The 14,089-nt window shown below is 50.2% G+C and carries 23 protein-coding genes and 1 tRNA gene; 7 read left to right on the forward strand and 17 right to left on the reverse strand.

The genetic code is table 11. From position 1 onward, the window contains the following. Position 1 precedes the first annotated feature (1 nt). The 5 genes from L3K52_05445 to L3K52_05465 all read right to left on the reverse strand — a co-directional run bounded on the left by L3K52_05445 (position 2) and on the right by L3K52_05465 (position 1,652). Positions 2–358 (reverse strand): hypothetical protein, encoded by a 357-nt coding sequence (locus L3K52_05445; GenBank protein ID UOG93177.1) that lies wholly within the window; start codon positions 356–358, stop codon positions 2–4. Further along, positions 355–663 carry a hypothetical protein gene (locus L3K52_05450; GenBank protein UOG93178.1) on the reverse strand — a complete coding sequence of 103 codons (309 nt, stop codon included), beginning with the start codon at positions 661–663 and terminating at the stop codon, positions 355–357. Before L3K52_05450 ends, L3K52_05445 begins: the two co-directional genes overlap by 4 nt. Further along, positions 656–1,099, reverse strand: a complete 444-nt coding sequence (locus tag L3K52_05455; GenBank protein ID UOG93179.1) for a hypothetical protein — start codon at positions 1,097–1,099, stop codon at positions 656–658. The genes L3K52_05450 and L3K52_05455 overlap by 8 nt, the downstream gene beginning before the upstream one ends. After that, positions 1,096–1,377 carry a hypothetical protein gene (locus tag L3K52_05460; GenBank protein UOG93180.1) on the reverse strand — a complete coding sequence of 94 codons (282 nt, stop codon included), beginning with the start codon at positions 1,375–1,377 and terminating at the stop codon, positions 1,096–1,098. The genes L3K52_05455 and L3K52_05460 overlap by 4 nt, the downstream gene beginning before the upstream one ends. Before the next feature lie 104 nt (positions 1,378–1,481). Beyond that, complete coding sequence (locus L3K52_05465) at positions 1,482–1,652, reverse strand: Arc family DNA-binding protein (GenBank protein UOG93181.1); 171 nt, start codon at positions 1,650–1,652, stop codon at positions 1,482–1,484. A 111-nt stretch (positions 1,653–1,763) separates the two neighbouring features. Here L3K52_05465 and L3K52_05470 point away from each other — a divergent pair, with 111 nt between their 5' ends. Next, complete coding sequence (locus L3K52_05470; GenBank protein ID UOG93182.1) at positions 1,764–1,973, forward strand: Arc family DNA-binding protein; 210 nt, start codon at positions 1,764–1,766, stop codon at positions 1,971–1,973. A 211-nt stretch (positions 1,974–2,184) separates the two neighbouring features. Here the strand turns inward: L3K52_05470 and L3K52_05475 are convergent, their stop codons facing one another. The 6 genes from L3K52_05475 to L3K52_05500 form a co-directional block, all read right to left on the reverse strand. Continuing rightward, positions 2,185–2,751 carry a hypothetical protein gene (locus L3K52_05475; protein UOG93183.1) on the reverse strand — a complete coding sequence of 189 codons (567 nt, stop codon included), beginning with the start codon at positions 2,749–2,751 and terminating at the stop codon, positions 2,185–2,187. A 166-nt stretch (positions 2,752–2,917) separates the two neighbouring features. Continuing rightward, positions 2,918–3,142 (reverse strand): hypothetical protein, encoded by a 225-nt coding sequence (locus L3K52_05480; GenBank protein ID UOG93184.1) that lies wholly within the window; start codon positions 3,140–3,142, stop codon positions 2,918–2,920. Next, positions 3,126–3,491 carry a hypothetical protein gene (locus L3K52_05485; protein UOG93185.1) on the reverse strand — a complete coding sequence of 122 codons (366 nt, stop codon included), beginning with the start codon at positions 3,489–3,491 and terminating at the stop codon, positions 3,126–3,128. The genes L3K52_05480 and L3K52_05485 overlap by 17 nt, the downstream gene beginning before the upstream one ends. Before the next feature lie 57 nt (positions 3,492–3,548). Beyond that, positions 3,549–3,806 carry a hypothetical protein gene (locus tag L3K52_05490; protein UOG93186.1) on the reverse strand — a complete coding sequence of 86 codons (258 nt, stop codon included), beginning with the start codon at positions 3,804–3,806 and terminating at the stop codon, positions 3,549–3,551. Positions 3,807–3,830: 24 nt separating this feature from the next. After that, on the reverse strand, positions 3,831–4,136 hold the full coding sequence (locus L3K52_05495; GenBank protein UOG93187.1) for a hypothetical protein: 306 nt from the start codon (positions 4,134–4,136) through the stop codon (positions 3,831–3,833). Next, a complete protein-coding gene (locus L3K52_05500; protein UOG93188.1) occupies positions 4,133–4,339 on the reverse strand; it encodes a hypothetical protein in 207 nt (68 codons plus the stop codon). Before L3K52_05500 ends, L3K52_05495 begins: the two co-directional genes overlap by 4 nt. 326 nt (positions 4,340–4,665) lie before the next feature. Between L3K52_05500 and L3K52_05505 the strand changes: the two genes are divergently transcribed. After that, positions 4,666–5,505: a hypothetical protein gene (locus L3K52_05505; GenBank protein UOG93189.1), complete on the forward strand. Its 840-nt coding sequence runs from the start codon at positions 4,666–4,668 to the stop codon at positions 5,503–5,505. Between the two features lie 118 nt (positions 5,506–5,623). On the opposite strand, the gene L3K52_05510 is transcribed toward L3K52_05505, so the two are convergent. The 6 genes from L3K52_05510 to L3K52_05535 form a co-directional block, all read right to left on the reverse strand. Beyond that, positions 5,624–5,818 (reverse strand): hypothetical protein, encoded by a 195-nt coding sequence (locus L3K52_05510; protein UOG93190.1) that lies wholly within the window; start codon positions 5,816–5,818, stop codon positions 5,624–5,626. Next, a complete protein-coding gene (locus tag L3K52_05515; protein ID UOG93191.1) occupies positions 5,815–6,048 on the reverse strand; it encodes a DUF433 domain-containing protein in 234 nt (77 codons plus the stop codon). The genes L3K52_05510 and L3K52_05515 overlap by 4 nt, the downstream gene beginning before the upstream one ends. Positions 6,049–6,091: 43 nt before the next feature. After that, positions 6,092–6,466, reverse strand: a complete 375-nt coding sequence (locus tag L3K52_05520) for a transcriptional regulator (GenBank protein ID UOG93192.1) — start codon at positions 6,464–6,466, stop codon at positions 6,092–6,094. Beyond that, positions 6,463–6,753 (reverse strand): DUF6516 family protein, encoded by a 291-nt coding sequence (locus L3K52_05525; protein ID UOG93193.1) that lies wholly within the window; start codon positions 6,751–6,753, stop codon positions 6,463–6,465. Before L3K52_05525 ends, L3K52_05520 begins: the two co-directional genes overlap by 4 nt. A 302-nt stretch (positions 6,754–7,055) precedes the next feature. Then, positions 7,056–8,378 carry an integrase arm-type DNA-binding domain-containing protein gene (locus L3K52_05530; protein UOG93194.1) on the reverse strand — a complete coding sequence of 441 codons (1,323 nt, stop codon included), beginning with the start codon at positions 8,376–8,378 and terminating at the stop codon, positions 7,056–7,058. 165 nt (positions 8,379–8,543) lie between these two features. Continuing rightward, a tRNA-Ser gene (locus L3K52_05535) sits at positions 8,544–8,631 on the reverse strand. A gap of 194 nt (positions 8,632–8,825) precedes the next feature. Between L3K52_05535 and L3K52_05540 the strand changes: the two genes are divergently transcribed. The 5 genes from L3K52_05540 (at position 8,826) to L3K52_05560 (ending at position 14,026) form a co-directional block, all read left to right on the forward strand. Continuing rightward, on the forward strand, positions 8,826–9,881 hold the full coding sequence (locus L3K52_05540) for a PilN domain-containing protein (GenBank protein ID UOG93195.1): 1,056 nt from the start codon (positions 8,826–8,828) through the stop codon (positions 9,879–9,881). After that, positions 9,871–10,476, forward strand: coding sequence for a type II secretion system protein GspM (gene gspM, locus L3K52_05545; protein ID UOG93196.1), 606 nt, complete (start codon positions 9,871–9,873; stop codon positions 10,474–10,476). The genes L3K52_05540 and gspM overlap by 11 nt, the downstream gene beginning before the upstream one ends. Then, positions 10,460–11,245, forward strand: coding sequence for a hypothetical protein (locus L3K52_05550; GenBank protein UOG93197.1), 786 nt, complete (start codon positions 10,460–10,462; stop codon positions 11,243–11,245). Before gspM ends, L3K52_05550 begins: the two co-directional genes overlap by 17 nt. Before the next feature lie 125 nt (positions 11,246–11,370). Further along, entirely contained in the window at positions 11,371–13,638 is a 2,268-nt protein-coding gene (gene gspD / locus L3K52_05555) for a type II secretion system secretin GspD (protein ID UOG93198.1), read from the forward strand. Beyond that, positions 13,628–14,026, forward strand: a complete 399-nt coding sequence (locus tag L3K52_05560) for a hypothetical protein (protein ID UOG93199.1) — start codon at positions 13,628–13,630, stop codon at positions 14,024–14,026. Before gspD ends, L3K52_05560 begins: the two co-directional genes overlap by 11 nt. Positions 14,027–14,089: the final 63 nt, after the last annotated feature.

Here is a 14,089-nt window from a genome sequence, read left to right on the forward strand (position 1 = left end):
CTTAGAAACTGTTCGCCAGCAAAAACATGCCAGCCGCCGCCGTCATGATCGACACGCCGTCACGGGTGTAAAACACCACTGCGACAAAAAACGCGCCTATCAGGAATTGACCAATAAACGCCAGTGCGCCCGCTCCGAAGAACAGGGCGTAATGAAAATATTGGTAGGCGGTGAACAGCATCCCGATGGATACCAGCACGCGGGCGGTGATGATGAAAACGCGCTCCCAGTCGATACGGCCTAGGATGGCGGTTAAGCTGGATACAGTGCTATCCATGCCGTGCGCATCAGGTGAGTGCTGTAACGCTCTCACAGAGGCAACATGCGCTTGCTCTTGGGGTGTCAGTAGTGGATTCATGCTTCAGCCCTCCGATAACCACGTTTCAACATATCCGCCTCAATAGCAGCAAAAGCCGCCTCACGGTTGCGCTTGTGTTGATCGTGCTGATAGCAGTCGATTACCCACGGCATACGCCCACGCCTTGACCACACCACGCCTTGAAATTCGTATCGTGCGGGAAGTTGCCCGCCATTTTTCAGGGATATGGTTAGCGGTGAACCGTCTGGCTTGTACCAATGCAAACCGCTGATAGTTGGTTCTGGCGTTACTGGTGCGCCTATTGGCAGGGCAAACAGGGATAGTTGATCGAGTGGCTTAGCCATGCTGCACCTCCTGCATATCGCAATTGAGCCACACTTTGATGCTTGCGCCGCTGGTGGGGTCAATGCCGATGCAATAACAAGAACAGGCGCGATAATCGCCTGAGTCCATGCCGTAATCGTGATAGTACGAGCCGCCGTTTTCGTCGCACTGCCAGTAATGCCCATCCTCCAGCCAATCCATGCGGGGGGGAACGATGCATTTACCGTGGAGGTTGGTATAGGCTTGCGTATTGGTGCGTGCCTGTTCTGCACGTACCAAATCAAGCAAATCCACTTTTAAGCAGTCGAGAATGCGTAGGGTATCAATCACGTTTTCGACGTATCCGCTTTTGCGGGTGGATACAGTGCTATCCAGCGCCGCCGCGTGTTGGGCGAAGATCGCCAGACTGTCGGCACGGGCGTGAATGTCACGAAGTAGGGTGTTTAGGTCGCTCATACAGCACCGCCTTTGATTTCTGTTACAGGATTCAAAGTTTTCACTACGTCGGAATATTCGAGCGCGTGAATAGCGTCATGCAGGGCTTCAAGGCGTGTTTCTAGGGTTTCGAGTAGGTGGGTAAGTTCTGCGACTTCCACAACCTCATTAAGTGCCGATTTTCTGCCAATGCTGGCAAGGTTGAATAACGCCCATGATTCATTACCCAATTGATTGAGGGTGGTTTTCAGGTCGGTATTGTTTGTGCCGTTGGGCGTTGTGATAAGATTACGTTTCATTTGCTGAGTTCTCTTAACTTCGATCAGTAAATGGGCTGTTTGGGTGGTTCCAACACCTTGCAGCCCGTAAGCGCCTTACCCTTCATCGGGTGGGGCGTTTTCGTTTATGCCTTCTGTGTTTTGTCTGCCTCCTTCACTTCACGAGCTTGCTTGATAAGCTGGCATACCATGCTGTTCACGCTTCGCCCTGTCTTACGTGCCTGTTCCTCAATCCATGCTTTATCTTCTGGTTGCATACGCAAGCCGAAAGGTTTGATTGATCTTGTTGCGGTCATTTCCGTCTTTCCTTTTTAATAACACCGTGAAGTCACAATAATTACACCGTGTTTCTATCACGTCAAGCATTTTGTGATTACACTGTGAAGTCATTGTGTAACGGTGTACTTATGAGTAGAGATGTAAACCCCTTCGGCTTGCGGATGCCGTCCGATGTGAAGGAAGAGCTTGAAAAACTGGCAGAACAGAACAGGCGTTCACTGAATGCTGAAATAGTCGTAAGGCTTGAAGAAAGCATCAAGCGCGAAAAAGAAAGCTGCATCACTGGCGATGAACTGCGACGCATCGTCAGGGAAGAACTCACCAAAGCGGGTAAGTAGGGAGTTCTGTTTTTAGTAGGCAAAGCGTTGCTGTAGCCCATAGAATGGACTCCTATTAGTCATAAAAATTAAGCAGAAACCCCACTCCTAAGCCCTGTGAGGTTTTTTATGGGTGGTGTTTGGTAAGTTCAGTGAGGTATTTTTAACATAAAAATAAATAAATTGTTTATCATCAATACGTTAACTATTTAAATGTAGCACTTTTTTTGCATCACTTTTCGTTCTGTTTGGCACTCATAACCCGTCGTTCATGTGCTTTTATCAGTTTTTCAGCCTTGCGCCGCTCTGCGTCGGGTGTAATCGACTGGGTGTTGATGTGATCAGTAAAAAGTTTACGGTAAGCTGTATAGGTGGTGCGGTAGGCAGTACCAAAATGAAGAATTTTTCTTTCAAGCCTGATATTCAGGTGTTTCAGTTCCTCCTCTGTTTTTCGCTGTTCCCTGTGTCCTTGTGCTGCCCACTTCCATAACTGGATACAAGACGGGGTGTCATGCTTAACCTTCAAATAAGATTCTAGGACTTCAGCCCATAGCAGAATGGGTGTACTCGCTGTGCGTTTTCTGATGTGTTGTTTTTTATCGTGTTTTGCATCCATAACAAATAGACGCAAGCCTTCAGAATCAGTAACCAGCCAATCATTCAGCGTTTGGGATGCGCGGTTTTTTTCCAGTTCTTTTTGAATATCATCCAAGGATTGATAGCCGCTTTTGAAACAATAGCAAATGCTCTTGTACTGGAAACATAGCAAGTCCTTGCAGTAGTACCACGCATTACCCATAATTCATTTTCCTGTCAGATTGTCAGAACATCCAAACGGGAATACGCAAAAGGGGAAAGCCGCTAACTTTCCCCTTTTTTTTGTTCCCGACTTGGTGGAAGGTAGAACCAAGTCGGGGGAATTTGCAATAGGTTGTTAAGGTTCACGCCCGCCCGTTGCGGGTGGTTTAGAGTTCCGTGCGAGTCAGGTATTGATTCCCGCCTTGTGTGCCGTCGATCTTGTAGAGCGGCTTGTCGTGTTGGCTGCGCGTTTCGCGGTTGGCGGTGACGGAATCCCACACGGTGTAGTAGTTGCCACGGTTCGCCGCTGCATCGCTGCGAGCCATACGACACGCGGCTTCAAAGGTTTGCAGGGTTGCCAGCCGGATACCGTTTTTAAAAATCACGAACATGCTTCAGTTTCCTTTGCATCATCGGTGCTTTGGGCAAATACAGGGATTTACCGCCGTATTCAGCCGCAAGCCCAGTAAATAAGGTTTGCAGGATTTTCGCCGCTTCCTGCCGGTCATAACCCGCCAATTCCAGCGAATAGCGCCCCAAACTCAACATAGCGGGCAATGTTGCCGAACCGTTGCCGCTGCTGTGAGTGTTAACGGGTCGTTTAGCCGCTTGCGCTTGGGTGGCTAGATCGTGCTTATCCAGCTCTTCAATAGTGCGTTCGGCACGGTCTACCGAACATCGAGCCACGTCTAGCACGATCATCACGCGGATAGGGTCGGGTGAATGTGTATGCGGTTGCATGGTGTTTGCTCCTACGTCATCACGACGTTGGTATAAAGTAAAAAAGTGGGTTTACCCCTAAGCCATAACCAGATGACGAACCATGTAGGCTTTAACATGCTTTGGATTGAAGCGGTAAAGGTGTCGATTACCCACGGGTATTTCTATTCTGGGTAATAAGTTAGGGTGTTTTTTGGCATGGCGTAAAAACGCGGGTGCTGTCATGTTTGCCATTGCCGCCGCCGCTCTTCCTGACAGGCTGTATTCATGTATTTCATGAACTGCTTTACGGTGTGCTGTAGCGTTAAGGTTTTTTTGTGGTCTGGAAACTGTCATGGTTTCACCTAATTGCATCATGGTTTAGTAATTAAAGCCGCCATCAACAAGATTAACGGCATTAGCGGCATTAGCGGCATTAGCGGCTTCGGGTTTCTTTTCCGGTGTCTTCTCTGGTTTATTCTCCGGTTTCTTTTCCGGTGTCTTTTCCGGTGTCTTTTCGGCTTCCTCCAATTTGTCCAGCAAAGCAGAAACCCGCTTTTCCAGAACATCAACCCGATCAATTAACAAAGTAACCGCTTTTAAAAAAAGCTCTTGAAATTCGCCGTCTTGTTCGCTTTGGTTGTTATTTTTTGCTGAACCAAAGCCGAAAGGGGGTTTATGTTTCATGCTGCAATATCTCCGGGGTAAATTTTTGAATGCTTGAATGCCAAAACATCCGCTTTCAGGTAAACGGCTTTTGATTTCGGCTTGTACTGTCTAAACGGTATCGGGTAGCCCTTCACGGTTGTAACGGAAACACCCAACAGTGCCGCCGCTTCGCTACGGGTAATTTCCTCGCTGTCTGTCGTTGTTGCTTGTGCCTCTGTCATGTTGTGCCTCATTGCGTAAAGAAAGTTAGGTTTTGCAAAGTGTGCAACATAAAAAGCCTTGTTGTTCTTTGAGGTTTCAAGATTCGCGGCAAACCTTGAAAAGACGAAACCAAGACAATGACACAAAGTGTCACACTGTGACCTAGCACTGATTTTCAGGGTTTCCGGTGGGCATAGCGCAACCACGAAAGCCCATAGCCATACTGGTTAAGGGTTTGAGGGGTGTCACTTAATAAACTGCTTTAAGTGGCTTGTGATCGACTTGGGGGAGCGTCCGCACTCCTCCTCACCTGCCGGGTTTTTGCATTTTTTTTGAGGATTTCCCCATGTTTGAACTGACCGAAGACACACAACCAGCCAATGAAACCGTTTCAGACGATATTCAGGCATACATTGAACAAGTCATGCAGGGTTCTATAGCGTCAAGTTACCCGATTGATTACCTGATTTTGATGCTGATCGAAGAACCAGAACAAACCATTACGCCCGCCCATGTTGAAATAATCAGTTCCCGGCATGAAGCCCTTGCAGAACGGCTTGCCCAACTTGTGGAACTGAAAACCAGCCTGCAAGATGAATTAACAGGTATCCAAGAAACGCTTTCAGCACCACGCCCGACCTATGCCCAACTGATTGCACAAGGTGACATTGCCGCCGCTGATGCTTGGGAGGCTGAAAATTTACGACTGAGAGGCAAACAACAAAACATTAATGACAAGTTGTCGGGGTTTGGTGAAGCTGAAAAGCTCTTGAATAAGGAAATATTCCACCATGCCAGAATGCTGGGATACCTAAATAAAGCGGTCATCTGGGAGGAATACAAAACCAAAATGCAGCAATTCGCTGAAACTTTTGAACCCTTGAAAGTGAGTTATCTAGCGTGTGAAACACTCTATTGTCAGGTATGGCATAACGAACCAAGGCAGAAAAACCGGAAACATCGTAACCAGCTTTTAACGCTTGCCAACATACAGCCGGAATTAAACCGTGAATATGCCGCTGGTGTTTTGAAGGGTGGCTTGAATGCCGAGCTTATGGTGGTTGACCGCATCATTAACAGCAAACCGCCATTTGTAAACCCTGAAGCCGCCGAGTTGGTTATGGATCGTCTGCCAGAACTGCATAAAGTAATTGCAGCAAAACCGCCTATTGATCGTCGTTTTTAAATCCACTGGCAAACTAACCAAACAAGCCCGCCCAACACGGTGGGCTTTTTCATACCTGCCAAACGCAAAAAGCCGGGAACTTGCCCGGCTCTTTGGTGGTGGCTGTATCGCTACCCACTTAGATAACTTCATTACCTACGGGTGGCATGTTCTCCCATTCGCGGGCTTCTTCCGACATAGCGTATTCTGGATTACATCCCTCCAACAATTCCGCCAATGTGTAACGTTTGTGGGTAGGTTTAGCCGGTGCTGGTGGTACATCACCACAAGGCTTAGCGCCGGGGTTGCCCGGTTCTGTGGTGGTGATGTTCATGCCGCTATCAACACCTGTAAAGTGTGTTCACGGTTCGCCGCGAATTGTAGAGAGGCGATAATATCCGCCGCTTCCAGTTCCGGGAAGTCTTCAATAATTTCTTGTGTATCCATGCCAGCCGCAAGCCAGCCCAACACATCATAAACCGTAATCCGCAAGCCACGAATGCACGGCTTACCGCCGCGCTTGCCCGCTTCAATGGTGATTCTGTTGTTTGTCGGTGCGCTCATTGCACAACCTCCCAATGCTGAAGTTTGATTGTTGTTACAGATTTCAAGCCGCCGCTTTGTTCTCACCCTTCAAGGTGAATTCTGTCCTGATTTCCGCAAAGGGGGAAAATACCCGCCCTGCTTCGTCACGTTCCAACAAGCCAATTTCCAAAAGCCTGCTTACATCCGTGTGAACGTTCTTCACATCCCGCCCCAATTGCTTAGCAAGTTCGCGGATACTCACCGCCGCTTTGCCTTGCAGCCTGTCCAGCAGTTCCCAGCGCTTGGGGGTAATCGCCTGAAACAATCCCATAGGCGTTTCAAAGGTGAATACCTCACCCTGATAACTGCCGGTTTCCAGTGCATCCACGAAAGCCGCGCCCATTTCCAGCAAATCGGCTTCTAGGTTGGGTTCAATGCGAATAATTGCGTATCTCATGGCTTGCCCCTCTCTGTGAGGATGTCAGTTACAAAATCCCGCCATACCTGTTCCGGTGTGGTGAAGGTGTAAGGCGTTTCGGTGTCGTAATAGTGCTTATGGTCGCCCTTGCCGCGTTCGTTGTCGTAACCGATAACACGTTGCCCCGGATAACCATAAAACAAGCGGTATTTGTACAGGTGGCTAGAACCCATAACGGCTTGGGGCAATGACCACGCCACGCCCTCAATAATTGCGCCGTCCGCAAATTCACGCCGCCGCTTGTAAATCAACACTGCTTTTTCCATGTTGGCAAGTATACCAACGCTTTGGGGTGGGTGCTTTGAATTCTGTAACAACAATCAAAAGCCCTTGCCTGCCCTGCCAAGAATAGGAAAACCATGAAATAAAGCGCTTTATTTTCAACGAGTTGGGATAAGTTGGGAAAAGTTGGGATAAATCCCAACTCTGAATATCTATATAATACATACACTTACATATACATTTTTTAAAAGTTGGGAAAGTTGGGATATTTTTCTTTTTCTAAGAACAGGCACAAAAAAGCCGGGAACTTGCCCGGCTTGGTTACGTTAACTGTTACGGTATCGGCTTACTTCCCTTTGGTTTGAAACGGTATCACCTGCCCGCCCGCCCTCAGTTGGTCTAGGTAGTCTGCCCACACCTGCATCATGTCGCGCCTCACATCCACGTACACGGGGCAATCTGCCCTATCGTAAGCCGCTTTAATCGCGTTCTTTTCCTTATGGCCTAGCTGTTGCTCTACAAGCGATTCATCCCAACGTTTGCGCCCCTCCACGTACATGGAATTTAGCAGGCTGGATGCCATGCCCCTAAAGCCGTGCGCGGTCATTTGACCATGAAACCCCATGCGCTTCAGTGCCACGTTCACAGTACTACGGTTCATCGGGTTGTCGCGGTTGTTGGGCATACCCTGAAACACGTACTTCTTGTGGCCCGATAGCGGCCTAAGTTCCTCAAAGATCGCCAGCGCTTGCGCGGATAACGGGATAATGTGTTTATTCTTCGGGTTGTTGGCTTGCTTAATGCGGGTGGGGGCTTTCATGCGCCGTACTTCGATTTCCCACGTTTGGTTATCCCAGTGTATTTCTGACCATTCCGCTTCTATCAATTCGCCAGGTCTAAGCATCACCAGGGCGGAAAGTTTCAAAGCGCATACCGTATAAAAATTGCCGTGGTAATTGTCGATAGCCCGCAACAGTCGCCCCACTTCGATAGGGTCGGTAATCGCTGGCATTTGCCGTTCTTCTTCGCCCGGCTTGAATAACCCTCTCAGGCTTGGCGTTGGGTCGGTCTCTGCCCTGCCCGTCGCCACGGCATAGCGGCATATCTGCCCAATGCTGCCCAATACCTTCAAGTGGGTGTCGTGCGTGATGCGCTTTTGAATGCGCTCAATGACGGTTATCAGTTCGCGGGGTTTCAGTTCCGCTATGGGGCGCTTTCCAATGTAGGGGAATACATCCCGTTCCATGTAACTAACGGTGCGGGTTTGGTGGGTTTGGGACTTGTGGGCAAGATGATTCACAAACCATTCACGCGCCACCGCTTCAAAACTGTTGCTGTCTGCATCCGCTTGGTTGGCCTGTAGTTCGCGCTTGTATACCGAAGGGTCAATACCACGCGCCCGCAATGCCCGCGCCTCTTCGTGCCGTTCCCGTGCCAGCTTCAACGACACATCGGGGTAACGACCAATGGTGAGGGTTTTTTGTTTCGGAAAACGGTAGTTATAGCGCCAGACTCTAGTTGTGGTTTTGCCGTTGGTGGTTACGTGCAAGTACAGGCCGCCGCCGTCTGAATAGTTGCGTGGTTTTCCGTCTTTGTGGGGTTTGGTGACTTTCACCAGTGAGTCAGTCAGTTTGCGCTTGCATGGCTTGGCGTCTAGGTTTGCGGTCATTTGTTTGTATCCTCTTGGGTATGGTTGAAGGATACCAACAATAATACAAACATTTTGATGCGCTTCAGTGAGCCAACTTGATACAAGCTGATACAAGAAAACCCTTACAGATTGCGGCCTGTAAGGGCTTTTTGGTTCAAGCTGATACAGCCTGATACAACATATTGGCGGAGAGAAAGGGATTCGAACCCTTGATACGTTGCCGTATACACACTTTCCAGGCGTGCTCCTTCGACCACTCGGACACCTCTCCGCGAGATTCTACACAAGGGCAAAATCAAGGGCGCAATCGTAACGCAGCAGCGGTAGCTTGTAAACCGTGGAACCGGATTTTCACGCGGCAGGGCGAAATATGCAGTTGGTCGGCTAAGGTTCGACAGCGGGGCGGGGATGCGCTAGAGTGAAATACGGGGTTCATAACAATAAATAAAAGCTAAATAAACAGCCATGGCATTGATTCCAACATTTCAAACATTCATACGCTGGTGGGGTGAAGGCTTATACAACGGTCTCCCTAACGCCGCTCGCAAACTGTTTCGCACCGCCTTGCCGCGCTTGGTCTTGCACACGCACGACGGGCACAGCGTCGATGTGCAGTGGTCGCAGGACGGCAAATCACAAATGCGCGGTCAATTCGCATTACAAGGTGGCAATACCCAACACAGCGATTTGCTGCCTGCTGCCGCTAACGGCAAGCCTTACGAGGTGGAATTGTGTTTGGGAAAGAGCCAAGTTTTGGCGCTGCAACACCATTTCCCGGAAGCCGTTAAAGAAAATCTGCAACAAGTATTGAGTTATCAATTGGATCGCCTGACGCCGTTCACGGCTGACAGTGCGCTGTTTGATGCGCGTGTGGCGCAGCACGATAAGGGGCGCAAAGAAATCCTTGCGGATATTTTTGTGGTTCCCAAGCATGTGGTGGAACGCTTTAACCGCTTATTAGCCGATATTGGGATAGAGCCGGTGCGGGTGGTGTCGGTCGCAGGGGCGGATAAAGGCATTAATCTCGCCGCTCGCCAAGATTCTAAGAATACACAAGGTTGGTCGCGGATTCCGCTGTACGCTTTTCTGGGGGCATTGGTGCTCTCGTTGGCGGTGCCATTGGGTTACAAATACCGTCGGGTGGATCAGATTGAAACCGCGTTAGCCGAAGTGCGCAGCAATTCAGCAGAACAATTGGCGATTCGTGAAAAGCTGGTGGCTGCTGAAGAGGCACTAACCTTTATAGAGTTAAAGCGCAAAACGTCACCCATGGCGCTGGATGTGGTGGAAACCCTGTCGGCAATGATTCCTGAACATACCTGGTTGGAACGTTTGGAAATGCAAGGCGGTAAGCTGGAAATTCGTGGCGAATCGGGGATGGCATTGAGCCTCATTGATACGCTGGAAGATGCGGCTGAGTTTACCGCAGTGCGTTTTAAATCGCCTGTGACCCGCAATAAAGACAATGGGCGTGACCGTTTCCATATCGAAGCGACTTTGGAGGTTCCTCATGCTGAATAAGGCATTTTGGCAGCAGCATCAGGTATTGCTGGCGTGGAGTTTATTGGCGTTGCTGCTGGTTATCGGGCTGTTTCTGGTGGTGATTCCTAGCGTGCAAAAGTCGTGGGAGTTGAGTGAACGCATTGAAACCGGCTATGAACAGCTTACCCGCTTTCGGCAAATGGCAGCCGCTACGCCGGAATTCATGGCGGAATACGAGCGCGTGCAGCAAAACGGTTTGGATAAATTGTTTTACCCCGCAGGCATGACCTCGGCGCAGGTGGCCAAAGAATTGCAGAAGAATCTGGCAACCGTGATTATCCGTGACAACGGCGTACTGCTGAGTTCGGAAGTATTGGATGTGCAGCAAACCGAGGCAGAGCAAGCGAATACCGCGTATCAGCGGGTGATGGTCAAAGCGGTTTTTCAGAGCGAACCGGCGTTATTGCGCGAAGTCTTGCATCAGGCGTATCAAGCGCGTCCGCTCATGTTTGTGGAAAGCCTTGATGTTAAACCCATGGGTTCTGAGGACGAAAAAACGCAAGTGGTGAAAGCCGAAGTGCAAATTTCAACCTATTGGCGCGGCGGGGAGGTGCAACATGAAGCGCTTGATTAAACCACCGATACAGTCTTTATTGTGGTTGGGTGGGGCAATATTGTTGGGCAGCACCGGCTGGAGTTTGGTGAGCCTGAAACTGTTGGAAGCCGAACAGTCGCAGCAATCCAGTGCTGTCAGTGTGAAAATTCCTGACGCCAGTGTGCTGGATGCGCCCGATTTAAACCGTTATGCGCAAATGGTGAGCGCTCCCTTGTTTTGGGAAAGCCGCAAAAAGGTGGAGCCTGAAAAGCTGGAAGCGCCGGTGATTGTGTCAACACCTGTCGATACCACGCTACCGGAAGGGCGTTTGATCGGCATTGTGGATTTGGGCAATAGCCTGTTTGCTATGATGGAAAATGCAGCGGGCGGCACGGTGCAATTACGCACCGGGGATACGTGGGGCGCTTGGGCGGTGAAGGGCATTGATCCTGACCGTGTGTTCTTAGCACTTGGCGATCAGCAGCAAGAAATTCCCTTAGTGGCGGATTTTTCTGCGCCGCAAGAAAACCCGCAAATGGCACAAGCCCGGATAGTGCGGCAGCAAGTGGTCGCGCAACAGCAGGCCGTGGCGCAACCAGCCGCCGCCGCACCAATGCCCCCTGCATTGCCAACCGCTAATGCGGCGAATATGCCGACAGCGGCTGGGATGCCATTCCCGGCTGATGCGCAAAAGCAGCCGCCTGCGTTGTCGGTACAAGATGCGTTGGAAGCGCGGCAGCGTTTGATGGCGTCACGCTGGGGTGGCTTGACCGGCGAGAATCCTGCATCAGCACCGCCCGCACAGTAGGCACAAATTATCCGATAAACAGTACTTTTTATTAAATTTACAAACCATTAGTATAAGTAAAATCAAACCCGACGGCGTTAGTTAGATTGGGTCTTAGAATAAAAATAAAAAATGGGGTTAGCTTTGTGAAACACAAGAGCAGCATTGTAGGGCTGGTCAGTGTGGCGGTACTCATGTCCGCTTGCACATCCATTAAGGGCAGTCCGGGTTATCGCAACAATATCAAAAGTGCCGGTTTTCAGCGCAGTAACGCAGTGAAAGAGTTGGAGCCTGCCGCTGTCGGGTTATCACGTCCGGTGTTACGCCCTGCCGATGCGGGCAGTGTTAAAACGATTGGCTATCAAGAAAATAATTCAGCGGCACCCGCTTGGGATTCAATGTCGGCGGGCAGTGCCATGTCGCGCTCTGGCAAGGGTGATGACGTGGAATTGATCTTGGGTAGCCAAGATTATTACCGCACGGATGTGAAACGCCCGGCCGCTGCCAGTCAGCGCGGGGATGAAGCAGGCATTGCCCTCAATTTCGAGCGAGCCAGTATCCGTGAAGTGGTCAAAGTGGTGTTGGGCGATATTCTCAAAGAAACCTACACCGTGGAGCCGGGGGTTGAGGGCGAAGTGACCATTAATTCCACCGATCCGATTGATCGCGGTGCGTTAATTCCTACCTTGGAATCTTTGCTGCAAAGCCAAGGGGCGGTGCTTTACAAAGACGATACCGGCAATTACCGGGTCGCGGCGCGTGCCAATCTCAAGGGGCGTGGTTTTATGCCATCCACGGGTCAAATTAAGCCTGGTTACAGTATGCAGGTGGTAACGTTGCGCTATATCCCGGTGGCGGAAATGCAAAAAATACTGGAACCACTGGCCAGCCCAGACGCCTTTGTGCGGGTTGACCCAAACCGCAATATGTTGGTATTGGCGGGAACCAGTTCCGAACTGGCGAATTTGATGGCGACGATTAAGACCTTTGACGTGGATGTGCTGAAAGGCATGTCTGTCGGTATTTACCGTGTCAAAAACGTCGAAGCGGGCGTAGTGGCAAAAAATCTGGATGCGCTGTTTGGTGAAAGTGGCAATAGCCCAATGGCAGGCATGATTAAAATCATGCCGATTGAACACATGAACAGCATTATGATTATTTCTGCCAACGCCGATTACTTGAAGGATATGAAAGACTGGGTAGACCGTTTCGATCAGGCCAGCCAAACGGCGGGTCAACAATTGTTTGTTTACCACGTGCAAAACGGTAATGCTGAGCACTTGGCGGATATGCTGAATCAGGTTTTTGGCGGTAAGAAAAGCAGCAGTGGCAAAAGTGCTTTGCCGGGGAGCAATGCGTCCAGCCTTGCACCGGGTTTAGAGCCAGCCACCGTGGGCGCGGATGGTCAGCCGGTGGCGGCCGAACCTTTGAAAACCATGTTGGGTGATTCCAGCAGTGGTGGGGTAAGCATTAACCCGGATGCGGAAGTACGCATTGTGGCGGATAAAACCAACAATTCGTTGATGATTATGTCGACCGAAGATGCTTACAAGCAGATTCAGGAATCGCTCAAGCGGCTGGATGTGATGCCAATGCAGGTGCAAGTGGAAGCGTCAATCATGGAAGTGACTCTGACCGATGGCTTGGAATACGGGTTGCAGTGGTATTTCAAAAATGACGGTAATGCCTTTGGTTCTAACGGTCTTGGTGGGCTGGGGTCTAATGGCGATGGTTACATGACGCCGGGTGGCTTCTCGTTCTCGGCAACCTTGGGGGCGGAACGGGTGATGGGGGCGCTGAATGCCTTGGCGCGGGAATCGAAAGTCCGCGTCTTGTCATCGCCGTCGATTCTGGTGCTGGATAATCAGACCGCTTCGATCAAAGTAGGGGATCAGCAGCCCGTGTTTACCGGCAGTCTTTCTTCGCCGAATGGCAATGGCACGAGCCTGACCACGGCGACCACGGTGCAATACAAAGACACCGGGGTTTCCTTGCAGGTAACGCCGCAGGTGAACAATAACGGTTTGGTGAAAATGGACATTCAGCAAGACATTACGGACGTGGGCGAAATTGATTCCGCCACCGGCAACCGCAGTTTCTTGCAGCGCAATATTAAAAGTACGGTCGCGGTTAAGAGTGGTGAAACGATTGTGTTGGGCGGTTTGATTCGCGATAACAATACCCAAGGGCGCAACGGCGTGCCGGGTTTGAGCAAAGTGCCGGTAGTGGGTAATTTGTTCAGCGCGAATAGCAGCGGCGGCAAACGCACCGAATTACTGGTGTTGATTACCCCCACGGCGATTAAAAGCCAGCGCGATTTGGTCAAAACCGGCGAAGAAATGCGCGAACGTATGCAGGGTTTGATGGATGGCGATAAGTTTTTACCGCAATTGAAGGGGCAATATGTTGATTAAAAATACAGTCTCGGTGTTGCTGGCAAGTGCATTGCTGGCAGCGTGCAGCCCGGCAGCGTCGGTGCTGACTGAGCGTGCAGAACAGCGTTGGGATGCATTGATCAAGGGCAATCTTGAGCAGGCATATGGCTATTACACCGAGGCGTTTCAAGCCACGACCCCGTTGGAGGTGTTCAAACGCAACACGTCGAGCACTGGGTTGTGGAGCAAGGCGCAGGTGCAAAAAGTCGAGTGTGAAGCATCCGGCAAGCGCTGTGCGGTGGATGTTAAGGTCACGGTTTCGTTGAAAATGCGTGGGTTAAGTCAGCCCGTGGATACCAGCGATACGGTGAAAGAAACATGGGTCAAGGACAGTTGGTTTTCAGACTGGCGGTACGTGAAAAAGTAAAGGTATTCATTAAAAAAAATTATCAATCACGTATAATGACCGGGTAGTTTTCAGAAATATGTG

The organism is Candidatus Thiothrix sulfatifontis, assembly GCA_022828425.1.
GTDB lineage: Bacteria > Pseudomonadota > Gammaproteobacteria > Thiotrichales > Thiotrichaceae > Thiothrix > Thiothrix sulfatifontis.